The organism is Rhodococcus sp. NJ-530, assembly GCF_003860625.1.
Classification (GTDB): domain Bacteria; phylum Actinomycetota; class Actinomycetes; order Mycobacteriales; family Mycobacteriaceae; genus Rhodococcus_F; species Rhodococcus_F qingshengii.
Map to the genome: position 1 here is coordinate 2,478,702 of NZ_CP034152.1, position 25,739 is coordinate 2,504,440.

21 protein-coding genes and 2 tRNA genes are annotated in these 25,739 nt (G+C 63.1%); 15 read left to right on the top strand and 8 right to left on the bottom strand.

Going from position 1 to position 25,739, the window contains the following annotated elements; translation table 11 throughout:
- The first annotated feature begins 161 nt into the window (after positions 1–161).
- From EHW12_RS11575 to gatB, 4 genes are all read left to right on the top strand, one after another.
- On the top strand, positions 162–1,436 hold the full coding sequence (locus EHW12_RS11575; RefSeq protein ID WP_125050666.1) for a histidine kinase: 1,275 nt from the start codon (positions 162–164) through the stop codon (positions 1,434–1,436).
- A gap of 9 nt (positions 1,437–1,445) precedes the next feature.
- The gene (locus EHW12_RS11580; RefSeq protein ID WP_007729374.1) at positions 1,446–2,108 is read left to right on the top strand and encodes a response regulator transcription factor; all 663 of its coding nucleotides are present in this window, start codon (positions 1,446–1,448) and stop codon (positions 2,106–2,108) included.
- A 114-nt stretch (positions 2,109–2,222) separates the two neighbouring features.
- A complete protein-coding gene (locus EHW12_RS11585; protein ID WP_019747919.1) occupies positions 2,223–3,254 on the top strand; it encodes an ATP-dependent 6-phosphofructokinase in 1,032 nt (343 codons plus the stop codon).
- A gap of 25 nt (positions 3,255–3,279) precedes the next feature.
- Positions 3,280–4,791: an Asp-tRNA(Asn)/Glu-tRNA(Gln) amidotransferase subunit GatB gene (gene gatB / locus EHW12_RS11590; protein ID WP_007729370.1), complete on the top strand. Its 1,512-nt coding sequence runs from the start codon at positions 3,280–3,282 to the stop codon at positions 4,789–4,791.
- Between the two features lie 88 nt (positions 4,792–4,879).
- Here the strand turns inward: gatB and EHW12_RS11595 are convergent, their stop codons facing one another.
- Positions 4,880–5,926, bottom strand: a complete 1,047-nt coding sequence (locus tag EHW12_RS11595) for an NAD(P)-dependent alcohol dehydrogenase (protein WP_042447438.1) — start codon at positions 5,924–5,926, stop codon at positions 4,880–4,882.
- Positions 5,927–6,052: 126 nt separating this feature from the next.
- The gene (locus tag EHW12_RS11600) at positions 6,053–7,183 is read right to left on the bottom strand and encodes a PQQ-dependent sugar dehydrogenase (protein WP_003944688.1); all 1,131 of its coding nucleotides are present in this window, start codon (positions 7,181–7,183) and stop codon (positions 6,053–6,055) included.
- Between the two features lie 90 nt (positions 7,184–7,273).
- On the opposite strand from EHW12_RS11600, the gene EHW12_RS11605 reads away from it, so the two are divergent.
- Positions 7,274–8,101: a DoxX family protein gene (locus tag EHW12_RS11605; RefSeq protein ID WP_003944742.1), complete on the top strand. Its 828-nt coding sequence runs from the start codon at positions 7,274–7,276 to the stop codon at positions 8,099–8,101.
- Positions 8,102–8,169: 68 nt separating this feature from the next.
- Here EHW12_RS11605 and EHW12_RS11610 read toward each other — a convergent pair whose 3' ends face one another.
- The 3 genes from EHW12_RS11610 to EHW12_RS11620 all read right to left on the bottom strand — a co-directional run bounded on the left by EHW12_RS11610 (position 8,170) and on the right by EHW12_RS11620 (position 12,908).
- Positions 8,170–9,705 carry an amino acid permease gene (locus tag EHW12_RS11610; RefSeq protein ID WP_003944693.1) on the bottom strand — a complete coding sequence of 512 codons (1,536 nt, stop codon included), beginning with the start codon at positions 9,703–9,705 and terminating at the stop codon, positions 8,170–8,172.
- Positions 9,706–10,472: 767 nt separating this feature from the next.
- Positions 10,473–12,314, bottom strand: coding sequence for a dihydroxy-acid dehydratase (ilvD, locus tag EHW12_RS11615; protein ID WP_007729361.1), 1,842 nt, complete (start codon positions 12,312–12,314; stop codon positions 10,473–10,475).
- A gap of 72 nt (positions 12,315–12,386) precedes the next feature.
- Positions 12,387–12,908 carry a PH domain-containing protein gene (locus EHW12_RS11620; protein WP_125052576.1) on the bottom strand — a complete coding sequence of 174 codons (522 nt, stop codon included), beginning with the start codon at positions 12,906–12,908 and terminating at the stop codon, positions 12,387–12,389.
- A 266-nt stretch (positions 12,909–13,174) separates the two neighbouring features.
- On the opposite strand from EHW12_RS11620, the gene EHW12_RS11625 reads away from it, so the two are divergent.
- From EHW12_RS11625 to EHW12_RS11670, 10 genes are all read left to right on the top strand, one after another.
- Positions 13,175–15,115 (top strand): acetolactate synthase large subunit, encoded by a 1,941-nt coding sequence (locus EHW12_RS11625; protein ID WP_030535411.1) that lies wholly within the window; start codon positions 13,175–13,177, stop codon positions 15,113–15,115.
- Positions 15,112–15,615, top strand: a complete 504-nt coding sequence (ilvN, locus tag EHW12_RS11630; protein WP_003944718.1) for an acetolactate synthase small subunit — start codon at positions 15,112–15,114, stop codon at positions 15,613–15,615. The genes EHW12_RS11625 and ilvN overlap by 4 nt, the downstream gene beginning before the upstream one ends.
- A 53-nt stretch (positions 15,616–15,668) precedes the next feature.
- Positions 15,669–16,670: a ketol-acid reductoisomerase gene (ilvC, locus tag EHW12_RS11635; protein ID WP_030535412.1), complete on the top strand. Its 1,002-nt coding sequence runs from the start codon at positions 15,669–15,671 to the stop codon at positions 16,668–16,670.
- Positions 16,671–16,920: 250 nt separating this feature from the next.
- Entirely contained in the window at positions 16,921–18,513 is a 1,593-nt protein-coding gene (serA, locus tag EHW12_RS11640) for a phosphoglycerate dehydrogenase (protein WP_003944758.1), read from the top strand.
- A 74-nt stretch (positions 18,514–18,587) separates the two neighbouring features.
- The gene (locus EHW12_RS11645; RefSeq protein WP_003944691.1) at positions 18,588–19,601 is read left to right on the top strand and encodes a 3-isopropylmalate dehydrogenase; all 1,014 of its coding nucleotides are present in this window, start codon (positions 18,588–18,590) and stop codon (positions 19,599–19,601) included.
- A gap of 84 nt (positions 19,602–19,685) precedes the next feature.
- Positions 19,686–20,459 (top strand): fumarylacetoacetate hydrolase family protein, encoded by a 774-nt coding sequence (locus tag EHW12_RS11650; protein ID WP_003944722.1) that lies wholly within the window; start codon positions 19,686–19,688, stop codon positions 20,457–20,459.
- A 391-nt stretch (positions 20,460–20,850) separates the two neighbouring features.
- Positions 20,851–22,011, top strand: a complete 1,161-nt coding sequence (locus tag EHW12_RS11655) for an alkane 1-monooxygenase (RefSeq protein ID WP_030535413.1) — start codon at positions 20,851–20,853, stop codon at positions 22,009–22,011.
- 73 nt (positions 22,012–22,084) lie between these two features.
- On the top strand, positions 22,085–23,560 hold the full coding sequence (gene gltX / locus EHW12_RS11660; RefSeq protein WP_047271269.1) for a glutamate--tRNA ligase: 1,476 nt from the start codon (positions 22,085–22,087) through the stop codon (positions 23,558–23,560).
- A 156-nt stretch (positions 23,561–23,716) separates the two neighbouring features.
- A tRNA-Gln gene (locus EHW12_RS11665) sits at positions 23,717–23,788 on the top strand.
- A 96-nt stretch (positions 23,789–23,884) separates the two neighbouring features.
- Positions 23,885–23,957: transfer RNA gene (locus tag EHW12_RS11670), tRNA-Glu, on the top strand.
- 138 nt (positions 23,958–24,095) lie between these two features.
- On the opposite strand, the gene EHW12_RS11675 is transcribed toward EHW12_RS11670, so the two are convergent.
- From EHW12_RS11675 to EHW12_RS11685, 3 genes are all read right to left on the bottom strand, one after another.
- Positions 24,096–24,293, bottom strand: a complete 198-nt coding sequence (locus tag EHW12_RS11675) for a DUF5302 domain-containing protein (protein ID WP_007729345.1) — start codon at positions 24,291–24,293, stop codon at positions 24,096–24,098.
- 83 nt (positions 24,294–24,376) lie between these two features.
- Positions 24,377–24,880, bottom strand: a complete 504-nt coding sequence (locus tag EHW12_RS11680; RefSeq protein ID WP_003944740.1) for a PPOX class F420-dependent oxidoreductase — start codon at positions 24,878–24,880, stop codon at positions 24,377–24,379.
- Positions 24,881–24,935: 55 nt separating this feature from the next.
- Entirely contained in the window at positions 24,936–25,637 is a 702-nt protein-coding gene (locus EHW12_RS11685) for an IclR family transcriptional regulator (RefSeq protein ID WP_007729342.1), read from the bottom strand.
- Positions 25,638–25,739 lie beyond the last annotated feature (102 nt).

Here is a 25,739-nt window from a genome sequence, read left to right on the forward strand (position 1 = left end):
GTTCACGCTATGAACGGACAATCCTGACGGTCATCGCTCTGTGGAGGGGTTCTCCGACGCGCATTCGGGTGAGAATTCCCTCCCCTGTGATACCTCGGAGGTAGGGGGATCTCACTCTGCAGTATGAGGACTTTCGGGGTTCGCCTTCATAGGCTTGACGAGTGATCAAGGTCCGTAGGAAGAACAAGGGTGCACCGGATGTGCCCACGCCGACATACGCCACCGCCGGGTCGATGCTGTCCGGCCTCGACGGGGCGGTCGTTCATTCGGAGAAAGTGCGCCGGGCAACCAGTTTCGTGGCCCGCGGTCAGTTCTGGAACATCGTCATCGTAGCGATCACTCTGATCCTCTATTCGATTGCCTGGCCGACACTGCAACTGACGCATCATGTTTCGCCGCCGATCATGCCCTTCGTCGCCGCGTTGGCTGCATTTCCGTTCGTCCTGATCCGGATCAACGCTCCGTTGGGGTGGGCGGTGTCGGCGGTCTCGGCGTTGATCATCCCGTTGGTGTTCGACAACACTCCCGGTTACGACTACCCGTGGCAGGTCGTCCACATCATCGTGCTGATGTCGTTGCTGGCCGCAGTGAGTCTGCGGGCGCCCATTCAGGTTGTCGGTGTCGCCTGGATCGCCACGGTGCTGCTCTTCCTCGGCAACGCCCCGGGAAGCGACGGCGCCGGTTGGGCTGTCGGGCTGAGTGCCCTGGTCGTCTTCTGCCTGTTGATCCGCTGGTTGGTCCTCTCGCGCCGCCAGTTGGCCAAGCAGGAGGAAGTCAGTGAACTCGAACGCACTCGACGCACGATCCTCGAGGAGAAGGCGCGGATCGCCCGCGACTTGCACGACATCGTGGCCCACCACATGTCGATGGTGGTCGTGCAAGCTCAGAGTGCGCCGTACAGACTCGATGCAGTCACTCCGGAGATCCGAACCGAATTCGAATCGATAAGTGAGACAGGGCGAGCAGCGCTCAACGAGATCCGCGGCCTCCTCGGAGTCCTGCGCAGCGACGGGGACCCCATGGTGACAGCTCCGCAACCGGGCGTCGACCAGTTGGACGAACTGTTGCTCGGCAGTACTCGTGCCGGTTTGCCGGTGTCGTGGCGAGTCGACGGTGATCGAGCGTCGGTCTCGGAATCCACGGGCCTTGCGCTCTACCGGATCATTCAGGAGTCGATCACCAACGCGGCCAGGCATTCGCCAGGCGGACCCATCGAGGTCGCCGTGGCATTCGGTCCGCAATCGGTGAGCGCGCTCGTGAACAACGGACCTTCGCCATTGGGTGGCAATCAGCACTCGGCGTCGGAAACCACTGGTGGCAACGGAATCCGCGGAATGCGAGAGCGGGCTTCGGCGGTGGGCGGCATGCTGCTGGCAAACCGGCGACAGGACGGAGGGTTCGAGGTCCGGGCCGAGTTGCCGTCGATGCCCGCCTAGGCTGTCCGAGTGCCCATCACAGTATTCATCGCAGACGACCAGGCGATGGTTCGACAAGGGTTCGGAGCCCTACTCTCCGCCCAGCCCGACATCAGCGTGATCGGCGATGCGCCGGACGGCAAGATCGCCGTCGCCGAGGTCGCGCGATTGCGTCCGGATGTGGTCTTGATGGATGTTCGCATGCCCGAGATGAACGGACTCGACGCTGCCCGCCAGATTCTGTCCGCCGGATGGGAACCGCCGGTGCGAGTCCTCATGCTCACCACTTTCGACATCGACGACTACGTCTACGAGGCCCTGAGCGTCGGAGCGAGCGGGTTCATGCTCAAGGACGCACCGGCTGAGGAACTGATTCGGGCGGTACGCGTCGTTGCCGAAGGGCAGGCCTTGCTGGCGCCGACGGTGACTCGGCGTCTGATTGCCGATGTGACCAGCCGGCGGGCGGCCCCGCGCGCACGGCCCGCAGCGCTGGACGCCCTGACCCCGCGTGAGCGCGAGGTCCTCGAACTGATCGCCCGCGGATTGTCCAACGTCGAGATCGCCGAGCGGCTGTTCGTCGCCGAGCAGACCGTCAAGACCCATGTCGGGAAGGTGCTGTCGAAGCTCGATCTGCGCGATCGCGCCCAGGCAGTCGTGTTGGCGTACGAAAGCGGGCTCGTCACGCCGGGTTAGGGGTCCCGTGCGGCGCGGCGTTGCGGCTCGGCAACGCCGCTATCCTGCGGCAATACCGTGACTGGGGAAGATGGACACCAAGATCCACAATCCGGTCACGAGAGGTGCTGCACTATGCGAATCGGAATCCTCACGGGCGGCGGCGACTGCCCGGGCTTGAACGCGGTCATCCGCGCCGTCGTACGTACGTCGGCCGGTCGTTACGGCAGTACCGTGGTCGGATTCCGGGACGGCTGGCGAGGATTGCTCGAGGACCGCAAGGTCCCGCTCGACTCCGATGACCGCATCAACCGCATCCTCACCCGCGGTGGCACGATCCTCGGCACCGCTCGCGTGAACCCCGACAAACTCCGTGCGGGCCTCGATCAGATCAAGCAGACTCTCGACGACAACGGGATCGACGTCCTGATCCCGATCGGCGGCGAAGGCACTCTCACCGCGGCCAGTTGGCTTTCCGAGAGCGGCGTACCCGTGATCGGTGTGCCCAAGACGATCGACAACGACATCGATTGCACTGACGTGACTTTCGGTTTCGACACCGCCTTGGCTGTCGCCACCGACGCCATTGACAGGCTCCACACCACGGCCGAATCGCACCAGCGCGTCATGCTCGTCGAGGTCATGGGCCGGCATGCGGGCTGGATCGCGCTGCAGGCCGGACTGGCGTCGGGGGCACACCTGACTCTGGTTCCGGAACAGCCGTTCGACGTCGACGAGGTGTGCGCGATGGTCAAGAAGCGCTTCCAGCGTGGCGACTCCCACTTCATCTGCGTCGTGGCTGAAGGTGCGATGCCCGATCCCGCGTCGATGACCCTGCGCGAAGGTGGCATAGACGAGTTCGGCCACAAGATCTTCACCGGTGTCGCGCAGCAGCTCGGAAACGAGATCGAGCGCCGGATCGGCAAGGAAGTTCGCACCACCGTCCTCGGGCACATTCAGCGCGGTGGCACCCCGACGCCGCACGACCGCATCCTCGCCACTCGCTTCGGCGTTCATGCCACCGATGCAGCTCACCGCGGAGATTTCGGTCAGATGGTCGCGTTGCACGGAACGTCCATCGACCTCGTTCCGCTCGCCGAGGCGACCCGCAAACTCAAGACGGTGCCCAAGGAGCGCTACGAGGAGGCAGCCGCATTCTTCGGCTGAGCCGCAGACGCATAAACTGATCACCATGACTGCTGTCGATGCGCCCGACATCCTCGATTACGACGAAGTACTGACCAAGTACGAGCCTGTGATGGGTATGGAGGTGCACGTAGAACTCGGCACCGCGACCAAGATGTTCTGCCCGTGCCCCACCGAGTTCGGTGCCGAACCCAATACCCAGGTGTGCCCGGTCTGTCTGGGCATGCCCGGTTCGTTGCCGGTGGTGAACGCAGCCGCTGTCGAGTCCGCGATCCGGATCGGCCTTGCGCTCAACTGCTCCATCACGCCGTGGGGCCGATTCGCACGCAAGAACTACTTCTACCCGGATCAGCCGAAGAACTACCAGATCTCCCAGTACGACGAGCCGATCGCAACCGAGGGATACCTCGACGTGATCCTCGACGACGGCACGACGTGGCGCGTCGAGATCGAGCGCGCCCACATGGAGGAGGACACCGGTAAGTCCCTCCACGTGGGTGGCGCTACCGGTCGTATTCACGGTGCCAGCCATTCGCTGCTCGACTACAACCGTGCGGGCGTTCCCTTGGTGGAGATCGTCACCAAGACCATCCACGGTGCCGGTGAGCGCGCCCCCGAGGTTGCTCGCGCGTACGTCACGGCGCTTCGTGATCTGCTGAAGTCCCTCGACGTCTCCGACGTCCGCATGGACCAGGGATCGATGCGCTGCGACGCCAACATCTCCCTCATGCCGATCGGTTCCACCGAACTGGGGACCCGCACCGAGACCAAGAACGTCAACTCCCTCAAGAGCGTCGAGGTCGCAGTTCGCTACGAAATGCGCCGTCAGGCAGCAGTTCTCGACGCCGGCGGTGAGGTCATCCAGGAGACCCGCCATTTCCAGGAAGGCGACGGCACCACCGCCGCGGGACGCCGGAAGGAGACGGCCGAGGACTACCGCTACTTCCCGGAACCGGATCTCGAGCCCGTCGCTCCGAGCGCCGAGTGGGTCGAAGAACTGCGCGGTACCTTGCCGGAGCTTCCCTGGATTCGCCGTGCGCGGATCCAGAAGGACTGGGGAATCTCCGACGAAGTCATGCGCGACCTCGTCAACGCCGGTGCCATCGATCTGGTGATCGCGACCACCGAGGCCGGTGCTTCGCCCGAGGCAGCGCGCTCCTGGTGGCTGTCCTACCTGTCACAGCAGGCGAACACCCGTGGCGTCGAACTCGGCGCTCTGCCGATCACCCCGGCGCAGGTTGCCCAGGTCGTAGCTCTCATCGACAGCGGCAAGCTCAACAACAAAGTGGCTCGCCAGGTCGTCGATCACGTCCTCGACGGCGAGGGTGACCCGGAGCAGGTTGTCGCGGCCCACCCGGAGTTGGTCGTCGAACGTGACGAAACCAAGCTCAAGGCAGCCGTCGACGAAGCGCTCGCAGCGAACCCCGACATCGCGGACAAGATTCGCAGTGGCAAGGTGCAGGCCGCCGGAAAGATCGTCGGCGACGTCATGAAGGCCACTCGTGGACAGGCAGACGCGGCTCGTGTGAAGGAACTTGTCATCGAGGCGTGCAGCTAGCGCACACTGAATTTCTGACACTGATGCCCGGCCGAATCGAATTCGGCCGGGCATCAGTGTTTTTCGCTGTCGTTTTGCCGCTGTCGGTCTACAGACCAGGGACCACAACCGCGCGGCCGCTGAGCGTTCCGGCGGCTAGTCGTCGATACGCTTCGGCGCCGTTGTCGAGACTGAAGGTCTCCACCGCGATGTCGAAGATGCCGGCGTGCGCCAGGTCGATCAATTCGATCAGCTCGTTGCGGGCACCCCAGTACGGAACTGTCACCGAAGCCTCGTAAGGACTTTGGAAGAACCCGACTTTGGCATGGGCCTGCCCGTCGCCGATCCCGACGATCGTGACGTCCGATCCGACGCCGGCGACAGCCATCGCGGTGTCGATGGTGGGCTGATAGCCGACGAAGTCGAGAACCAGTGCGGCGCCCTGACTTCCGGTGATCCTGCGGACGTTCTCGGCCGCGTCCTTGTCGGACAGAACCACTTCGTGAGCGCCTACCTTGGTTGCCAGTTCGAGCTTGTCCGCGCTCACGTCGAGTGCGATGACGGTTGCTGCCGAGAGGTGGCGGAGGAGTTGGATGGCGACATGGCCGAGACCGCCGGTACCGATGACGACGGCGTACGAGCCACCGCGAAGTTTCGGCAGTGAACGCTTGATCGCGTGATACGGAGTCAGACCGGCGTCGGTCAGCGGCACCGTCTTGACCGGATCGAGGTCGCCGATCGGGACGAGGTGGCGAGGTGAATCGACGATCATGAATTCGGCCAACGCGCCGGGTGCACCGAGACCAGGAGGATTGATGCCGAGTTCTTTTGCCCGAGAACAGTAGTTTTCGAGTCCTTGCGAGCAGTGCCAACAGCTGCCACAGCCCCAGGGTCCGTAGACGACGACATTGGTTCCGATGTCGAGTCCTTCGACGCCCTCGCCGACGGCGGCGACCCGGCCGGCGCCTTCGTGGCCGAGCGTGAGAGGAAGGCCGTAAGTGTACTGCTCTTCGGGCAGGCTCATGATGAAGTCGTCCGAGTGGCAGACGCCGGCAGCGGTGACTTCCAGGAGCACTTCACCTGGACCGGGCTCGGGTTTGGGAATCTCCGTGAGTTCGGGTTCTGCGCCGATTCTCGTGTACTGGATTGCCTTCATACCGACTCCTTTGTCGTGGTTGGCCAACCGGTCCTGGCAATTGCGTGGTGTTTAGCCCCGCTAACAAAAGAGTACGCATCTGTGCATGTTCGGTCACGGGATCCGTGACCGAACAGACATGGCGGCTCAGTCGATCCCGCCGCTGCCACTCGGCATCGGGATCTTGACCACCTTGTCGTCGTTCGGACCCGGCTCGCCCGCGGTTTTGTTTATCGTGCTCGCCCACATCAAACCGTCGGATCCGAGTGCCAAACCGCCCAGCTGGCCGTACGTGTCTTTCGCCACTGCCGACGGCGCGGTCGTAACTGCTCCTGTTCCTGGATCTGCGGCCAGCGCCGAGATCGCTTTGCCGGCCCCCAGCGCGACAGCTACCACTCCCTGCGCCGCGATGCACCCGCCGACTCCGGGTCGGTCGGGCCACGTCCACGCGGGGGATGTCACCGTGCCGTCGGCGCCGACGCGTTGGAGGCGATCCTCGAGAGTGGTTCGGTCCGTGACCCACGTCGCGATTCCCGGATCGACGCACACGCCGCCGCCGTTTCCGATTCCGGACAGAACAACTTCCGGGCGAGGCGGCGCAGCGTTGGGTGTCAGCGATCGGACCCGCAAAAGTTTCCCCGCCAACGAGGCGGGATCCTGAGCAACCGCAGGGTTTCCGGTATCGCCTGTCAGAACCATGAGCTGGTCCGGGGCCGCGAACTCCAGTGACCCGCCGTTGCCGCTCGCGCCGCGCGGGATTCCACCGAGTACTTCCTTGGCGGTGTCACCCGGAGCGATGCGGACCACCCGGTTGTCCGTTCCGGTGGTGACGTAGGCATAGATCAGGTTGTCTTCGACAAACGTGGGGGAGAGTGCGATGTCGAGCAGGCCGCCGTCACCGCTGCCGTCGACGTCGATCTTGGCTACCTCGACCGGTGTCGTGTTGGGAGCTACCTGCATGATCCGGCCGGTCCGCCGTTCGGCGACCAGTCCGGAGTTCCCGTCCGGGAGTGTGACGAGCCCACCCGTGGTGTCGAGACAGGTTGCGATCACGGCGGTGTCGGCATCCTGACACGGTCCGAGGGGGCCGGTCCGCGGCGCCGGCGGCGTGGTCGACGGCGGCGGGTTCTCCGGCTGCACTTCCGCGCTGGCCTGGTTGGTCGGTTCGGGTGTGAACGGCGAGGCAGTCGATTCGTCGAAGTCGGCGCAACCTGCGAGCAACGATGTCCCGAGCACCAGCGCCAGTGCGCCCAGCGCTGCATGCCTACCCGTAGTCATGCCCAAGACGTTACGTAATGCACGGCAGATGCCGCCACGCCGGACCAAGGTTCCCCGTCGAGTTCGTGAATCGGTCATAGGCTCACCTACGTGACTGACGAGCGAAAAGATCCCAGCGAGTTGTCGGATGCGGACAAGCCGACGGGCAATGTGTCCAGTCCGTATGATTCGCCCACCGAACAATTTCCGACGGTGAGCGCCAAGAATCCGTTGCCGCGGACCGACGACGATCTCGATTTCGGTTCCACGAACGCCAACTCCCTGACCGAACAGATACCGACATACCGAGCACCTGGCGCGGATCAGCCGACCGTGGCTCTCGAGCGTGAGACGGCGTACGACGCTCCGATCGCCGCCGTCCCCACCGCCGAAGCCGTGGCAGGTACAACTGAGTCTCCGCGGGGCCGAGGCACTCTCGACCTCGGGTTGCTTGCACTGCGATTGGCCGTCGGTGGAACTGCGTTGGTGCACGGTCTGCAGAAGTTGACCGGTATCTGGAACGGGCCGGGGCTGAACGGGTTCGAGTCGATGCTGGCGGACGCCGGGTTCCAGCAGGCGAAGTGGATGGCGATACTCGGCGCCGTCGGTGAAGTCGCAGGTGGCGCCCTCCTGATCCTCGGGTTGCTGACTCCCGTTGCGGCAGCGTCGGTTCTGGCGGTGATGATCAATGCGTGGGCGCTGCGTCAGGCGAGCGCACCCGGCCTGGAGTACTTCGCCCCGGCCGGGACCGAGTACGAGATGCTGCTCGGAATCTGTGCGGGCGTCATCATTTTGACGGGACCAGGTCGTATTGCGCTCGACGGTCGTCGTGGCTGGGCAACTCGTCCGTTTATCGGATCGCTCGTGGTTTTGATCCTCGGTATCGCTGCCGGCGTCTGCACCTGGATCTTCCTGAACGGTGCCAATCCGCTCATCTGAAACTCGCGCCGTCGAACAAACGAACCGCCGCTCTCCGAATCGGAGAGCGGCGGTTCGTTTGTGAAGGATCAGTCCTTGACGAGTACCGGGTCGGCGTTCGCGGACGGGATGGCCGTTCCGTCCTTGAGCTTGCGACCGAGGACCGACTTGCGGTGACCGTAGGCGAAGTACACGAGCACACCGATGGCCATCCAGACGAGGAACCGGATCCAGGTCTCGACCGAGAGGTTGAGCATCAGCCAACCGCAGGCGAGCACGGCGACGATCGGAACGAACGGCACCAGCGGGACGCGGAATCCGCGCGGCAGGTCGGGGCGGGTGCGGCGAAGGACGATGACACCGACACAAACCAGGACGAAGGCGAACAGCGTTCCGATGTTGACCATCTCTTCGAGCGTGCCCATGGGGAAGAACGCTGCCAGGACGGCAACGATGCCACCGACGATCAACGTGATGCGCATCGGGATGCCCTTGGCGTTGGTCTTGGCCAGGCTGCGCGGCATGAGGCCGTCACGGGACATGGCGAAGAGGACGCGGGTCTGGCCGAGCATCATGACCATGACAACTGTCGTGAGGCCGGCCAGGCCACCGAAGTTGATGGCGGTTTGTGCCCAACCAATGCCGTTGGCCTCGAATGCGGTTGCGAGGGTGGCGCTGGAATCGCCGACCAACGGACTGCCGTCCTTGAGTTCGGTGTACTTGACCATGCCGGTCAGTACGAGCGTGACGGCAACGTAGAGAACCGTGACGATGGCGAGCGAGCCGAAGATTCCTCGCGGCAACGACTTCTGCGGGTTCTTGGTTTCCTCGGCGGTGGTGGCGACGACGTCGAAACCGATGAAGGCAAAGAACACGAGGCTGGCTGCTGCGAGCAATCCGTAAGCGCCGTAGCTACTTCCGCCTGCGCCGGTCAGCCAGGAGAACAGGGTCTGATGGATTCCGCTTGCAGAACTCTCGGTTCCTTCGGACGGCGGGATGAAGGGGGAGTAGTTCTCCTTCTTGATGTAGAACGCGCCCACGACGATGACGAGCAGGACTACTGCGATCTTGATCGCGGTGATGATCGCGGAGACTCGCGAGGAAACCTTGGTGCCGATCGCGAGGATCAGCGTGATCGCGCCGATGATGAGCAGAGCGCCCCAGTCGAAGCTGATCGAACCGATGTGGGCGGTGGTGCTTCCGCTGGCCCCGATGACGTTGCCGAGGTACAGCGACCAGCCCTTGCCGACGACGGCGGAGGCGAGAGCGAACTCGAGAATGAGGTCCCAGCCGATGATCCAGGCGGCGAACTCCCCGAACGTGGCGTAGGAGAACGTGTATGCGCTGCCTGCGACGGGGACGGTGGAGGCGAACTCCGCGTAACACAGCGCGGCGAGGCCACAGGCGATGGCAGCGAGAACGAAGGCCAGTGAAATGGAGGGTCCTGCGACATTGCCTGCGGTTCGAGCAGTCAGCGTGAAGATGCCTGCGCCGATGACGACGGCGACTCCGAATACCGTGAGGTCCTTCGCGGTCAGTTCCTTCTTGAGCTTTGTCTCAGGCTCGTCGGTGTCCGCGATCGATTGCTCGACGGATTTGGTGCGCCATATGCCGACTCCGGGCATGTATTGCTCCTTGGTTGTTTCCCGTCGACCTTGTGGGTGACGGGCGGTGGCTGACTGTCGTCGTTGTGATGTGCGTCTCAGCGACCTGATGAGGGAACCACTGGTGAGCGCCGTGTGCAAGTCGGCTCGCTCGAACTGACCGAAATGATCACCTGACTGAAAGTCATCCCCCCTCATGTATCTGAATTGATCAGCTGGTGTCTGAAACCCTACGTCCAAGTGAATTCGCTCACGAGCCGGACGCGCGATTCGGTCTGAAATGTCTGATAGCTCATATCGTTCCGTTGGTGCTCCGCGTGTCGCCCGACTATTCGGTACCTGTCGGTCGGTCTTGCTGTCGATGAGTTGCACTGTCGCTGTACCGGCACGTCCCATTTCACCCGTATCGGGGCGACAGGCGAGAGGACCACCGCGTACCTGGATCCGGTCGAGCGTCCATCACGCGTCGTGGCAGAGTGTGTCGGCGACGGGATGATCGGATTGGGTTGTGGTTCAAGCTCATACAACACCGGAGGAAGTATGGCGTGTTCGGACGCAGTCGGTCCCGCGTTCTTCTCCGAGGTGAAATGAACCCGACTCTGTCGACCCTCTGTCGTGGCCCGTTGGCGAGCATTCTCGTGGAGCTGAGTTGGTTGCCGCACGTGCGGCTGCCCGAAAACCTTGTGTGACTGTCACATCGGCTACGGGCGTCTCGAGCCGCACGAGCGCTGACAGAAAAAATCCCCGGCCGAAAAGCGGCCGGGGATTTTTTCGATTCGTGGCAGAACTTACGGAACGTAGCGAACCGCGCCCTTGTCGGCGGACGTCGCCAGAGCGGCGTAGGCGCGCAGTGCTGTCGTCACGGTGCGCTGACGATCGACCGGCTGCCACGGGCGCTCCGAGGCCTCCATCTTCGCGCGTCGCTCGGCGAGGACGTCGTCGTCGACCAGGATCTCGAGCGTGCGCGAGGCGACGTCGATGCGAACCTGATCGCCGTTCTGGACGAGACCGATGATTCCGCCTGCGGCAGCCTCGGGGGAGATGTGACCGATGGACAGCCCGGAGGTTCCGCCCGAGAAACGACCGTCGGTGATCAGCGCGCATTCCTTACCGAGGCCTGCGCCCTTGAGGAAGGCAGTGGGGTGCAGCATTTCCTGCATGCCGGGGCCACCCTTGGGGCCTTCGTAGCGCACGACGAGAACGTCGCCGGCCTTGATCTTCTTCTGCAAGATGACCGAGACGGCTTCTTCTTGGGATTCGACGACGAGCGCCGGGCCCTGGAAGGAAAACAGTTCCTCGTCGATGCCGGCCGTTTTGAGTATTGCGCCGTCGAGTGCGATGTTGCCACGCAGGACAACCAAGCCGCCTTCGACGGTGTAGGCGTTCTCGACGTCGCGGATACAGCCGCCGGCCGCATCGGTGTCGAGGGCAGACCAACGGTTGTCCGTGGAGAACGGTTCGATGGTGCGCACGCCGCCGGGAGCCGCGTGGAAGAGTTCGATTGCCTCGTCGGTTGCCTTGCCGGAGCGGATGTCCCAGTCGTCGAGCCACTGGTCGAAGCTCTTGGTGTGCACGGTGGACACGTCGGTTTCGAGGAGTCCGCCGCGGCGAAGCTCACCGAGCAGGGCGGGGATTCCGCCGGCGCGGTGGACGTCTTCCATGTGGTAGTCCGAGTTGGGAGAGACCTTGGACAGGCACGGAACCTTTCGGCTGATCGCGTCGATGGTGTCGAGGTCGAAGTCGACCTCGCCTTCCTGCGCCGCAGCCAGCGTGTGCAAGACGGTGTTGGTGGAACCGCCCATGGCGACGTCGAGAGCCATCGCGTTGCGGAACGCTGCCGGGGTCGCGATGTTGCGTGGCAGCACCGACTCGTCGCCGTCGCGGTAGTACTTGAGGGCAGCCTCGACCACGGTGGTGCCCGCACGAGAGAAGAGTGCGTGACGAGCCTTGTGAGTTGCCAGCGTGGAGCCGTTGCCCGGCAATGCGAGGCCGAGGGCCTCCGTCAGGCAGTTCATGGAATTGGCGGTGAACATTCCGGAGCAGGACCCGCATGTCGGGCACGCGCTGCGCTCGACCTCGTCGAGGCCCTCGTCGGACACGGCATCGTTGGCAGAGGCGGAGATCGCGGTGATGAGGTCGGTGGGGGCTTGGGCCACGCCGCCGACGACCACTGCCTTACCGGCCTCCATCGGACCGCCGGAGACGAAGACGGTCGGGATGTTGAGACGCATTGCAGCGTTGAGCATGCCGGGAGTGATCTTGTCGCAGTTGGAGATACACACCAGTGCGTCGGCTGTGTGGGCGTTTGCCATGTACTCGACCGAGTCGGCGATGATCTCGCGGCTCGGGAGCGAGTAGAGCATTCCGCCGTGGCCCATTGCTATGCCGTCGTCGACTGCGATGGTGTGGAACTCACGAGCGACGCCGCCGGCCGCACTGATGGCCTCGGCAACGATCTCGCCCACGTTCTTGAGATGCACGTGGCCGGGTACGAACTGGGTGTACGAGTTCGCTACGGCGACGATCGGCTTTCCGAAGTCGGAATCCGTCATTCCTGTGGCGCGCCACAGGGATCGGGCTCCGGCAGCATTACGTCCGATGGTGGTGGTGCGTGACCTCAACGGGGGCATGGGCGTGTTCCTTATGTGATCGTTGCTGGTCCACTCAAATAGAAGCGAGGGCCTTTCAACGCTACTCGCGTGCTACGGGCGCTTCTCTTCGGGCTGGTCCTGTGTGTTCTCGACGAGCTCGGATTCTGCTTCTGCTTCTGCAGCTGCTTCTTCCTCTTCGGCTTCCTTGGCGGCGAAGGCTTCTGCGGCGGATGCGTAGGGATCGGTGATGCGGCCACCGCTGGCGATCGCGATCTCGGGAAGCCTGACGAAGCTGACCGCAGGCAGGGTCACCTCGGTTCCGTCGGTGAGTTCCGCGCGCGCCCAACTCCGCTTCGGGAAGCGGAAACCCTTGACGTCGTCCCAGGCGAGGGTGCGCTTGGAGAACGTCGAGCGGACTTCGAGGCCGTCAGGGCTGACGGTGGTGCGCAGTCGCGCGACGAGATGGACGGCGATGATCGGAAGGATCAGCAACCAGCTGAAGGCGACGGGCCACCCGAAGATCGGGAAGCTGACCGCGAACAGAAGGAACGCGCACGCCATGTAAGCGAGCTGCGAAATGCGGATGACGTGCCGAAGTGGTTTCGGCGTGTGGGATGATTGAGCCGGTGGCACGGGCTGCTGCGAAGTTGACACCTCTACATCTTCGCATTGCAGCCGATGTATCTCAGATTCTGGGACGGTCGACTCACCAAGTTTGCCGTTCGCGACTAGCGCCTCTACTGTCGAGTGCGTGAAACAGAATGAGTTGCTCGTAATCGGCCGGCGCGTCGTCGCCTGAGTCGATTTTTCAACTCACCAGATAACGACGCGCCACCCTCGCTCAGCAGATGCTGACGGGGGTTTTTTGTTGCCCGGAGCCAGAATCAGAGGATTTCCCAGTGAGCGCACCAACAGCACGGCCTCAACCCACGCCGCGCAAGTCAGGGACACCGAGCCCGACAACCGCGGCTGCCGCAACCCAGACGGCCAACCGTCGCCAGCTCCCGCCTGAGCGGGTAACCGGCGCGCAGTCTGTGGTTCGAGCCCTCGAAGAGCTCGAGGTCGACACGGTATTCGGCATTCCCGGCGGTGCCGTGCTCCCGGTTTACGACCCACTCTTCGATTCGGTCAAGGTCCGCCACGTGCTCGTGCGCCACGAGCAGGGTGCAGGCCACGCTGCCACCGGTTACGCCCAGGCGACCGGCAAGGTCGGCGTCTGCATGGCCACCTCGGGTCCCGGTGCGACCAACCTGGTCACGCCGCTGGCCGACGCGCAGATGGACTCCGTTCCGATCGTCGCGATCACCGGGCAGGTGGCGCGCTCGCTGATCGGTACCGACGGCTTCCAGGAAGCCGACATCTCAGGCATCACGATGCCGGTCACCAAGCACAACTTCCTGATCACCGACGCGATCGACATCCCGCGCATCATGGCCGAGGCCTTCTACCTCGCGGCCAGCGGTCGCCCCGGCGCCGTCCTGGTCGATATCCCCAAGGACATCCTGCAGTCGCAGACCACGTTCTCGTGGCCGCCGGAGATGCGTCTGCCGGGCTACCGCCCGGTGACCAAGCCGCACGGCAAGCAGGTTCGTGAAGCTGCACGTCTGATCGCCGACGCCAAGTCGCCGGTTCTGTACGTCGGTGGCGGCGTCATCAAGTCCGACTCCTCGCCGGAGCTGCTCGAATTGGCCGAGCTGACCGGTATCCCCGTCGTCACCACGCTGATGGCCCGCGGCGCGTTCCCGGACAGCCACGACCTCAACTGCGGTATGCCGGGAATGCACGGCACCGTTGCCGCAGTCGCCGCTCTGCAGCGTAGCGATCTACTGATCACCCTCGGTGCGCGTTTCGACGACCGCGTCACCGGTCAGCTGAATTCCTTCGCGCCCGACGCCAAGGTCATCCATGCCGACATCGACCCGGCCGAGATCGGCAAGAACCGCTACGCGGACGTCCCGATCGTGGGCGACTGCAAAGAGGTCATCACCGAACTCATCGAGGCGATCCGTGCCGACATGGCCACGGGCACCACGTTCGACCTCACCGAGTGGTGGGCGTACCTGAACGACATCCGTCGTACGTACCCGCTGAGCTACGACCGTCCCACCGACGGTCAGCTGAGCCCGGAGTACGTGATCCAGACCGTCGGCAAGCTCGCCGGACCGGATGCCATCTACTGCGCCGGCGTCGGTCAGCACCAGATGTGGGCCGCGCAGTTCGTCGGCTACGAGAAGCCGCGCACGTGGCTCAACTCGGGCGGGCTCGGCACCATGGGGTACGCGGTTCCCGCAGCCATGGGCGCCAAGATGGGTATGCCCGACACCGAGGTGTGGGCGATCGACGGCGACGGCTGCTTCCAGATGACCAATCAGGAACTCGCAACCTGCGCACTCGAAGGTATTCCGATCAAGGTTGCCCTCATCAACAACGGCAACCTCGGCATGGTGCGCCAGTGGCAGACACTCTTCTACGAAGAGCGCTACTCCAACACCAACCTCGGAACGCACGGCGCCATCCGCATCCCGGACTTCGTGAAGCTCGCAGAAGCATTGGGCTGCCACGGAATTCGTGTCGAGCGTGAAGAAGATGTCGAAGCTGCGATCCGTGAGGCGCAGTCCATCAACGACAAGCCTGTCGTGATCGACTTCATCGTCACCGCCGACGCACAGGTGTGGCCGATGGTCGCTGCCGGAACGAGCAACGACGAAATCATGGCGGCCCGGGGCATCCGGCCGCTGTTCGACGACGACGAGGCAGTTGCCGAGCCCGCCGTCATCCACGAAGCCATGTCACGCGAGCAAGCCGGACCCGCCGCGGGCACAGGGGAGGATCAGAAGTGAGCACCAGTCACACCCTCAGTGTTCTCGTCGAGGACAAGCCAGGCGTGCTCGCTCGCGTCTCCGCACTTTTCTCCCGCCGCGGATTCAACATCGAATCCCTTGCGGTGGGCGGAACCGAGATCCCCGAGATCTCACGTATGACCATCGTCGTCACGGTCGACGAGTTCCCTCTCGAGCAGGTGACGAAGCAGCTCAACAAGCTGATCAACGTCATCAAGATCGTCGAGCAGGACGGTGAAGCATCCGTCGCTCGCGAGCTCGTGCTCATCAAGGTGCGCGCTGATGCAAGCGTGCGCACGCAGGTCATCGAAACGGTGAACCTGTTCCGCGCCAAGGTGATCGACGTCTCTCCGGAGTCCGTCACCATCGAGGCGACCGGTACTCGGTCCAAGCTGGATGCACTGCTGCGGATGCTTGATCCGTACGGTATCCGGGAGATCGTTCAGTCCGGGGTCGTGGCAGTCGGTCGAGGGCCGAAGTCGATCACGGCCACCCGCTAGTACTTTTAGACACGTAAAAATCCAAGGAGAGGTTGAGAACTGTGGCAGTCGAGATGTTCTACGACGACGATGCCGATCTGTCGATCATTCAGGGCCGCAAGGTTGCTGTGATCGGCTACGGAAGCCAGGGCCACGCCCATTCGCTGAGCCTGCGTGACTCGGGCGTCGATGTGCGCATCGGCCTCAAGGAAGGCTCGAAGTCGCGTGAGAAGGCTGAAGAGCAGGGGCTGACGGTCGGTACGCCGGCAGAGGTTTCCGAGTGGGCCGACGTCATCATGGTGCTCGCACCTGACACCGCGCAGGCGAGCATTTTCACCAATGACATCGAGCCGAACCTCAAGGACGGCGACGCGCTGTTCTTCGGTCACGGCCTGAACATTCACTTCGACCTGATCAAGGCTCCGGAGTTCGTCACCGTCGGCATGGTCGCCCCCAAGGGCCCCGGCCACCTGGTGCGTCGTCAGTTCGTCGACGGCAAGGGCGTTCCCGCGCTCATCGCCATCGACCAGGATCCCAAGGGTGAAGGACAGGCTCTCGCTCTGTCCTACGCCAAGGGCATCGGCGGAACCCGCGCAGGCGTCATCAAGACCACGTTCAAGGAAGAGACCGAGACGGACCTCTTCGGCGAGCAGGCCGTGCTCTGCGGCGGCACCGAGGAACTGGTCAAGACCGGTTTCGAGGTCATGGTCGAGGCCGGCTACGCACCCGAGATGGCGTACTTCGAGGTTCTGCACGAGCTCAAGCTCATCGTCGACCTCATGTACGAGGGTGGCATCGCCCGCATGAACTACTCGGTGTCCGACACCGCTGAGTTCGGTGGATACCTCTCCGGCCCGCGCGTCATCGACGCCGACACCAAGGAGCGCATGAAGGCGATCCTGGCCGACATCCAGTCCGGCGAGTTCACCCGTCGTCTGGTTGCCAACGTCGAGAACGGCAACACCGAGCTCGAGGGCCTGCGCAAGGCCAACGCCGAGCACCCCATCGAGGTCACCGGCAAGAAGCTGCGCGACCTGATGAGCTGGGTCGATCGTCCGATCACCGAAACCGCGTAATTCGCAGTTTCACGCTCCACGTCTCCACTGGCCTGATGCCGCGCCGGTTCAATTACGTTGAACCAGCGCGGCATTGGGCCGGAGTCGTTTTCCGGGTCGTCTGAGTCCGGATTCATATTCCATCGAGAATTTGCCCGCGAATGTGTCCACTATGTGGTATTGCCTACCGCGTTGTGGATTCCAAGTGAGCGCGCACTAAACTATCGGTGGTTAAACCACCTTCACACCCACCTAATCAGGGAGTTTGCACGTGAGCCAGCCTGGCCGTCCCGTTGTTCTGATCGCCGACAAGCTCGCGCCGTCCACAGTCGAGGCGCTCGGTGACGGTGTGGAGGTGCGTTGGGTCGACGGACCCGACCGCCCGGCGCTGCTCGCCGCGGTACCCGAGGCCGACGCGATTCTCGTCCGTTCCGCCACTACCGTCGACGCCGAGGTTCTGGCTGCCGGCACCAAGCTGAAGATCATCGGCCGCGCCGGTGTCGGCCTGGACAACGTCGAGATCCCCGCAGCCACCGAGCGCGGCGTGATGGTCGTCAACGCACCGACCTCCAACATTCACTCCGCTGCCGAGCACGCTGTCGCGCTCCTCATGTCGACCGCTCGCCAGATTCCCGCAGCAGACAAGACTCTGCGTGAGAACACCTGGAAGCGAAGCAAGTTCAACGGTGTCGAGATCCTCGGCAAGACCGTCGGTGTCGTCGGACTCGGCCGCATCGGCCAGCTCTTCGCGCAGCGTCTCGCTGCGTTCGAGACCACGATCATCGCGTACGACCCCTACCTGCCCGCAGCGCGCGCAGCGCAGCTCGGCATCGAACTGGTCACCATCGACGAGCTCGTCGAGCGTGCCGACTTCATCTCCGTGCACCTGCCCAAGACCAAGGAAACGGCCGGCCTGATCAACGCCGAGCGCCTCGCCAAGGCCAAGGACGGCGTCATCATCGTCAACGCCGCTCGCGGTGGTCTGATCGACGAAGATGCGCTCTACGACGCACTCGTCTCCGGCAAGGTCCGAGGCGCCGGTCTCGACGTGTTCAGCACCGAGCCGTGCACCGATTCCAAGCTTTTCGAGCTCGACAACGTCGTTGTCACCCCGCACCTCGGAGCATCGACGTCCGAGGCTCAGGACCGCGCAGGTATCGACGTGGCCAAGAGTGTTCTCCTCGCTCTGGCAGGCGAATTCGTTCCCGAGGCTGTCAACGTCTCCGGCGGCCCCGTGGGCGAAGAAGTTGCTCCGTGGCTCGAGCTCGTCCGCAAGCTCGGTCTCCTCGCTGCGACGTTGTCGCCCGAAGCTGTGCAGACCGTGCAGGTTGTCGCCACCGGCGAGCTGTCTGCCGAAACCGTCGACATCCTCGGCCTGGCTGCACTGCGCGGCGTGTTCTCCGCCAGCAGCGATGAGGCCGTCACGTTCGTCAACGCTCCGGCACTGGCCGAGCAGCGCGGCGTGACCGTGTCGGTCGAGAAGCACTCGGAGGCTCTTGCTCACCGCAGCGCGGTCGAGGTGCGTGCAGTTGCCGCCGACGGCACGGTCACGTCGGTCACGGGCGCACTCACCGGTCTGCAGCAGGTCGAGAAGATCGTCAACATCAACGGACGCAGCTTCGACCTGCGCGCCGAGGGCCACAACATCGTCGTTCACTACAGCGATCGCCCGGGCGTTCTCGGTGTCCTCGGTACCGTCCTCGGAAACGCGGGCGTCGACATCCTCGCAGCAGCACTGAGCCAGGATGCCGAAGGCGAAGGCGCAACTGTCATCTTGCGCGTCGATCGCGTCGTCGGTGACGCCGAGGTCGAGGCAATCGTCTCGCAGCTCGACGCTCGCGTCGCCCAGGTCGACCTTTCCTGATTGTTTTTGCTGTGCGCCTTTATCAACCGCCCGCGGTTGATAAAGGCGCACAGTTCTACTGAGATGAGGACTCCATGAAGCTTGCGGTCATTCCGGGTGACGGAATCGGCGTCGAGGTCACAGCCGAAGCGCTCAAGGTGCTCGGCAAGTTGGTTCCGGATCTGGAAACCACCGAATACGATCTCGGTGCCCGTCGCTACAACGCCACCGGCGAGTTGCTCCCGGCGGACGAGCTGGACCAGATTCGTCAGCACGACGCAATCCTGTTGGGCGCCATCGGTGATCCGCGGATCGTCGCACCCGGCATCCTCGAGCGTGGTCTGCTGCTGAACATGCGCTTCCAGCTCGATCATCACGTGAATCTTCGCCCCGCACAGCTGTATCCGGGTGCGCTGTCGCCGTTGGCGGCCCAGCCGGAGATCGACTTCGTCGTGGTTCGTGAAGGCACCGAGGGTCCGTACACCGGAAACGGTGGAGCGATCCGCGTCGGCACCGATCACGAGATCGCAACCGAGGTGTCGATCAACACCTGGTTCGGGGCCGAGCGCGTGGTGCGTTACGCATTTGCCTTGGCGCAGACCCGGTCCAAGCACCTCACCTTGATTCACAAGACCAACGTGCTCTCCAACGCGGGCGCAATCTGGACGCGTGCAATCGAGACCGTCGGTGCCGAGTTCCCGGACGTCGAAACCGCGTACTGCCACATCGACGCGGCCACGATCTACATGGTCACCGACCCGTCGCGCTTCGACGTGATCGTCACGGACAACCTCTTCGGTGACATCATCACCGACCTCGCCGGCGCCGTAACCGGTGGCATCGGTTTGGCCGCAAGCGGAAACATCGATGCCTCGGGTACCAACCCGTCGATGTTCGAGCCCGTTCACGGCAGTGCTCCGGACATCGCCGGCAAGGGAATCGCTGATCCCACCGCCGCGATCCTCTCGGCCGCACTGCTTCTTCGCCATCTCGGACGCGAGGACGACGCCGCTCGGGTAGAGGCTGTGGTCGCTGCCGACCTGGCTACCCGCGGCGAAGGTCCCATCTCCACAACGGAGATCGGCGACCGGATCACTGCAGCGCTGTAAGGAATTCTTTCACGAGACTGACGCGCGTGAGCCTTTCGGCTTGCGCGCGTCAGTCGTTTCCGGCACCCCGATAGACTGGCCGGCATGCGTCTTGGTCGAATTGCCAGTCCCGATGGTGTTGCGTTCGTCAGTATCGAAGGTGAAGAGGATGCCCTCGTCGCCAAGGAAATTGCGGAGCACCCGTTCGGGAACCCCACATTTACCGGCCGAAGTTGGCCGCTCGCCGATGTCCGTCTGCTGGCTCCGATTCTCGCCAGCAAGGTGATCTGCATCGGCAAGAATTATGCAGATCACATCGCGGAGATGGGCGGAGAGGCTCCCGCGGACCCCGTGATCTTCCTCAAGCCCAACACGTCCATAGTTGGCCCGGGTGCCCCGATCGTCTTGCCTCCCACCTCGAACGAGGTGCACTTCGAGGGTGAACTCGCGGTCGTCATCGGTCAACCGTGCAAGGACGTTCCGGCGGCGAAGGCGTTGAGCGTGGTCCTCGGTTACACGATCGCCAACGACGTGTCGGCGCGAGATCATCAGCGTCACGACGGGCAGTGGACGCGCGCGAAGGGCCACGACACTTTCTGCCCACTCGGCCCCTGGATCGAAACCAGTCTGGATGCGTCCGACGTCGACATCAAGACCGAGGTGAACGGTCAGGTCAAGCAGGACAGCAGCACGGCTTTTCTCCTCCACGACATTCCGAAGATCATCGAGTGGATCTCGGCGGTGATGACTCTCTTGCCTGGCGACGTCATCCTCACCGGCACCCCCGCCGGAGTAGGCCCGATCGTCGACGGCGATTCCGTGTCGGTCACGGTCTCGGGGATCGGCACGCTCACGAACCCGGTGACCGCCAAGAGCTGATCCTGACCCGGTTCGTTCAGTCACGCGACTACGGAGGCCCCATCCAACCGGATGGGGCCTCCGTCGTGGTGTGAGGTCGAGAGGTGTCTGTCGCAGAAAAGTTGCAAGATGGTAACTATCGCCAGTGGATTGATCGGGATTGCCAACCGACTCGAAGAAATCAGGCTCCGGGACTGACCTGCGGGTTTCATGACCCAGGCGAAGCTTCGCCTCTGATCCTCCTGGCGTTATGTCGGATTTGGCCAGGTTGGGAGAGTTCGCCATACGGTTTGCTGTCGCGGCCCGTAACAGACCAAATTCCCTGAAATGTAACGCTGAGCAGTAGGGTGACCGATAACTGGATAGAAGCCGATGGGGCAATCGAGTGGATTGCGCAGAAACGTGGTGATACATGACGACCTTCGCGGAAGCCTCCCGGACAGCGGCAGGGCAAGCGCGGAACGGGCAGCGGCCGGTGTGGCGAGACAAGAAGCGCTACCTGTGGCCACTGGGTTTGCTGGTTCCTCTCAGCCCGTTCGCTGCGTGGTTCCTGGTCGACAAATTCAGTCTCGGGCTCTTCTGGGCCATCGGGGCGTGGCTGATCGTCATCGTCATTCCCCTGATCGATCTCCTGGCGGGCGAGGACGGTAACAGCCCACCGGACGAAGCGATCCCTGAATTGCAAGAGGATCGTTTCTACCGCTGGTGCACGTACTTGTTCCTGCCCCTCCAATACGTCGGGCTGGTGTTCGTCGCGTGGTGTTGGGTGAACGCGCCGATGGCGGCGGGGGAGAAGTTCGCGCTCGCGATGACTGCCGGCGTGGTTGCCGGTGTGGGGATCAACGCGGCGCATGAATTGGGGCACAAGAGTGAGAAGCTCGAGAAGTGGCTCGCGAAAGTAGCGCTCGCGCAGTCCTTCTACGGCCATTTCTACGTCGAACACAACCATGGTCATCACGTCCGCGTCGCGACGCCGGAGGATCCGGCCAGCTCGCGGTACAAGGAAAACTTCTGGTTCTTCTTGCCTCGCAGCGTCATCGGCGGCCTGCGCTCGGGATGGCGGATCGAAAGCGCTCGTCTGAGGCGTCAGGGGAGACGGACGTGGAGTTACCGCAACAACATCCTGAACGCGTGGGCGATGAGTGTGGTTCTGTTCGGCAGTCTGATCGCCGCGTTCGGCTGGGAAATTGCGCCGTGGCTCGCCGTTCAGGCAATTGCAGGCTTCACGTTCCTCGAGACCGCCAACTATCTCGAGCACTACGGCTTGCTACGTGCGAAGCGGCCTGACGGCTCGTACGTCCGGTGCTCGCCCGAGGACAGCTGGAACAGCGACCACGTCGTCAGCAATCTGTTCCTCTATCAACTTCAGCGTCACAGCGACCATCACGCGAATCCGCGTCTGCGGTACCAGAGCCTGCGAAGTGCGGCCGAAGCGCCGCAACTTCCAGCGGGTTACGCAGTCATGATCGTCTGCGCGTGGGTGCCGCCGCTGTGGCGAAAGGTCATGGACAAGCGACTGCTGGCCTACTACGACGGCGACATGACACGCATCAACGTCCTGCCGGGTAAGTGATCGGCCGGATGGAGGAAGGGCTGCCGGACTAACCTGTAGTACGACCATCCATCATCGCCGAGCCAAGTGAGCCATGACCAACAGCGAAGTACGCGTCCGTTTCTGTCCGTCACCCACCGGAACCCCGCACGTGGGTTTGGTGCGCACCGCCTTGTTCAACTGGGCATTCGCACGACACCACGGCGGCACATTCGTGTTCCGTATCGAAGACACCGATGCGCAGCGCGACAGTGAAGAGTCCTACCAGGCCATCCTCGACGCCCTCCGCTGGTTGGGGCTCAATTGGGACGAAGGCCCGGAGGTCGGTGGGCCGCACGCACCGTATCGCCAGTCCGAGCGTCGCGACCTGCATCTCGACGTTGTTGCCAAGTTGCTGGCCGCGGGCGAGGCCTACGAGTCCTACTCGACGAACGAGGAGGTCGAAGCGCGACACAAGGCGGCCGGACGCGATCCGAAGCTCGGATACGACAACTTCGATCGCGAGCTCAGCGACGAGCAGCGCGCTGCCTACATCGCCGAGGGGCGCAAGCCCGTCGTCCGCCTCCGGATGCCCGATCATGATCTGACCTGGAACGACCTGGTGCGGGGCGAGACCACGTTCAAGGCAGGCACCGTTCCGGACTTCGCGCTGACTCGCGGCAACGGCATTCCGCTGTACACCTTGGTCAACCCGGTCGACGACGCGTTGATGAAGATCACCCATGTACTGCGCGGCGAAGATCTGCTGTCCTCGACTCCGCGTCAGCTCGCGTTGTACGAGGCATTGATTCGTATCGGTGTCGCCGATTTCACACCGTCGTTCGGGCACTTGCCTTTCGTGATGGGTCAGGGCAACAAGAAGCTTTCCAAGCGCGATCCCGAGTCCAACCTCTTCATCCACCGCGATCGGGGCTTCATTCCCGAGGGATTGCTGAACTACCTGGCTCTGCTCGGGTGGAGCATCGCCGACGATCACGATGTCTTCTCGCTCGACGAGATGGTTGCGGCCTTCGACGTCTCCAAGGTCAACTCCAATCCTGCCCGCTTCGACCAGAAGAAGGCCGACGCGATCAATGCCGAGCACATTCGTCTGCTCGAGCCGGCCGACTTCGCCGGTCGTCTGAAGTCGTTCCTGGTGGAGCACGGACACATCGGCGCCGACGTCGACGAAGCGACGTTCACTGTTGCGGCGGACCTCGTGCAGACGCGCATCGTCGTCCTGTCCGACGCGTGGGATCTGCTGAAATTCCTGTTCGTCGACGAGGCGTCGTTTGCTCTCGATCCGGCCGCGACGGCAAAGAACTTGAAGGAAGATGCCGGTCCGGTTCTGGACGCGTCTCTTGCGGCGCTCGATGCCATCTCAGAGTGGTCGGCGGCCAGTATCGAGGAAGCACTCAAGAAGGCCCTCATCGAGGATCTGGAGCTCAAACCGCGTAAGGCCTTCGCTCCGGTTCGGGTCGCGATCACGGGCTCTCACATCAGCCCTCCGCTGTACGAGTCGATGGAATTGCTCGGTCGTGAGGTCTCGCTCGCTCGGTTGCGCGCCGGTAGGGCAGCGGTAACCGCCTAGATCGGACGGTCTTCCGGCCGAAAATGAAGCAAAAACCTCCTGTGACCATACGATTTGGTATTTGGGGCAGGGGTACTGGTAATCTTCTTTTCGGCCGGAGACGAGCCGCCGAGCACAACAGCGAAGCGGATCGAGCAAGGCTGGTGAGCAAGACCTTGGGGTATGGTGTAATTGGCAACACAGCGGTTTCTGGTACCGCCATTCTAGGTTCGAGTCCTGGTACCCCAGCGGAAATCCGGTCGATTTTGTGGCCGGACTCAGACAAGCTAAGCTTGCTGAGCATCCAAGAGCAAGACTGAAATACCACGTTTAAAAGCGTGTCCTGGCCCCGTCGTCTAGCGGCCTAGGACGCCGCCCTCTCAAGGCGGTAGCGCGGGTTCGAATCCCGTCGGGGCTACAAAGGAAAGACCCTCCGATCATTGATCGGGGGTCTTTTCGTATGTGCGGGAAATGTTTCCGGCGATGCGAAAAACGATCACCCCCAGTCGAATTCGACTGGGGGTGATCGTCATCTCACTCTGTTGTCCGCGATCGGTTATCCGCTCTTACGGCGGAACTCTCGCTTGTGATCGGCCGGGCCATGCGTGTTGTGGACCTTGGACTGTCCGTCGCGATGGTCGGTCGATTTGGCGTTCTGATGATTCTTCCGTTCGAGGGCCTCACGGAACTTTCGTTTGGTTTCCTCCGATTGGGATTCGGGTTCGGACGGGGTGTTGCTGTCGAGATCGCTCATATGCTCACTCCTTGTTGTTGGGCCTGTTGGTGAAACTACGCCGGCCCGAATTCGATTGCTCGTGATTTTTCCGCTCACGAACCTCAGGGCTGCGGCGGCGGTGCGGTAGAGCCGGAAAGAGGCATCGCAGGCATCCCGAGCTTGCGGTGATCCCACGAACGAGTTCGATCGGGAACGAACCGTACCGCGACGCGCTTGTGGAGCATCGCGTCGACGGCCGGGCGGAGATCGTCGGTGTACGGGCCCGTGTACCGCTCCCAGACGCTGATTCCCACAGCGAAGAGGGCTTCCGGATCTTCGACGATGACCCCGGTACCCTCCATCGAGACTCCTCGGAGCGTGTCGTACGTCTGACCGTCTTCGATCAGGACGGACATTCGGGCGTCCCGGCGAAGATTGACGGCCTTCTGCGACTTGGCTTTGGTCTCGAACCAGATTTCGCCGTCGACTATCGCGAACCACATCGCGATCAGGTGAGGCATTCCGTCGGCGCTCAACGTCGCCATCGTTGCCGTACGGCTCTTTTCGACGAAGCTCGAGATTTCGGCCTCGGTCATCGTGATCTGACTACGCTGCTTTCCTGCCATGGTCGCGTCGTACTCCTACGTGCTCGAGGATCTGAAGGCCTTACTGTGTCACGAATTACAGACGCTTGTGGAGCGCTTCGGCAGCTGCGAGAAGGTCCGCCGCCCAGCGGGCTCCCGGTCGTCTACCCATCCGATCGATGGGGCCGGAGACCGAAATCGCGGCAATGACAGCGCCTGCCGAGTCTCGGACGGGAGCCGCGACGCTGGCGACACCGGGCTCACGTTCGGCCGCGCTCTGTGCCCAGCCGCGCCGGCGAACCTCGAGGAGCACTCGTTCGCCGAACGACGCATCGGCGAGGACGGTCCGTTGGGTTTGTGGATCTGCCCATGCGAGAAGGACCTTGGCGCCGGATCCGGCGTTCATCGGCAGTCGGGCTCCGACGAGCACCGTGTCACGCAGGCCGGTCGGTGGTTCCATCGACGCGACGCAGATGCGTTGTGTGCCTTCGCGACGGTACAGCTGGACGCTTTCGCCGGTGATTTCGCGAAGGCGGGGGAGGATGAGTCCGGCCGCAGCAATGAGTGGATCATTAGCGGTGGCAGCGAGTTCGGCGAGTCCGGGCCCTGGGCACCACTGACCGTCCGAGTCGCGAGTGAGGAGTCGATGGACTTCGAGACCGACGGCGAGTCTATGGGCGGTCGCGCGCGGCAAACCGGTTCGTGCACAGAGTTCGGTGAGGCTGCACGGTTCCTCAGCTACTGCATGAAGCACGCCCATTGCTTTGTCCAGGACGCCGATGCCGCTATGCTGTCTCATAGGTCGATACCAGGTTCTCGCATAGTGGGATGCTACCGCATTTCCTGGAGGGATAGCGCATTTCCTCGGGACAGTCTGCATCTGCTGTGAAGGCTGGGGACC

Bases quoted from the DNA above. Each gene is read 5' to 3' on its own strand.
- EHW12_RS11585 (WP_019747919.1), top strand. From the start codon at position 2,223: ATGCGAATCGGAATCCTCACGGGCGGCGGCGACTGCCCGGGCTTGAAC.
- gatB (WP_007729370.1), top strand. From the start codon at position 3,280: ATGACTGCTGTCGATGCGCCCGACATCCTCGATTACGACGAAGTACTG.
- EHW12_RS11595 (WP_042447438.1), bottom strand. From the start codon at position 5,926: ATGAAGGCAATCCAGTACACGAGAATCGGCGCAGAACCCGAACTCACG.
- EHW12_RS11600 (WP_003944688.1), bottom strand. From the start codon at position 7,183: ATGACTACGGGTAGGCATGCAGCGCTGGGCGCACTGGCGCTGGTGCTC.
- EHW12_RS11610 (WP_003944693.1), bottom strand. From the start codon at position 9,705: ATGCCCGGAGTCGGCATATGGCGCACCAAATCCGTCGAGCAATCGATC.
- ilvD (WP_007729361.1), bottom strand. From the start codon at position 12,314: ATGCCCCCGTTGAGGTCACGCACCACCACCATCGGACGTAATGCTGCC.
- ilvC (WP_030535412.1), top strand. From the start codon at position 15,669: ATGTTCTACGACGACGATGCCGATCTGTCGATCATTCAGGGCCGCAAG.
- EHW12_RS11645 (WP_003944691.1), top strand. From the start codon at position 18,588: ATGAAGCTTGCGGTCATTCCGGGTGACGGAATCGGCGTCGAGGTCACA.
- EHW12_RS11650 (WP_003944722.1), top strand. From the start codon at position 19,686: ATGCGTCTTGGTCGAATTGCCAGTCCCGATGGTGTTGCGTTCGTCAGT.
- EHW12_RS11655 (WP_030535413.1), top strand. From the start codon at position 20,851: ATGACGACCTTCGCGGAAGCCTCCCGGACAGCGGCAGGGCAAGCGCGG.
- gltX (WP_047271269.1), top strand. From the start codon at position 22,085: ATGACCAACAGCGAAGTACGCGTCCGTTTCTGTCCGTCACCCACCGGA.
- EHW12_RS11675 (WP_007729345.1), bottom strand. From the start codon at position 24,293: ATGAGCGATCTCGACAGCAACACCCCGTCCGAACCCGAATCCCAATCG.
- EHW12_RS11680 (WP_003944740.1), bottom strand. From the start codon at position 24,880: ATGGCAGGAAAGCAGCGTAGTCAGATCACGATGACCGAGGCCGAAATC.
- EHW12_RS11685 (WP_007729342.1), bottom strand. From the start codon at position 25,637: ATGAGACAGCATAGCGGCATCGGCGTCCTGGACAAAGCAATGGGCGTG.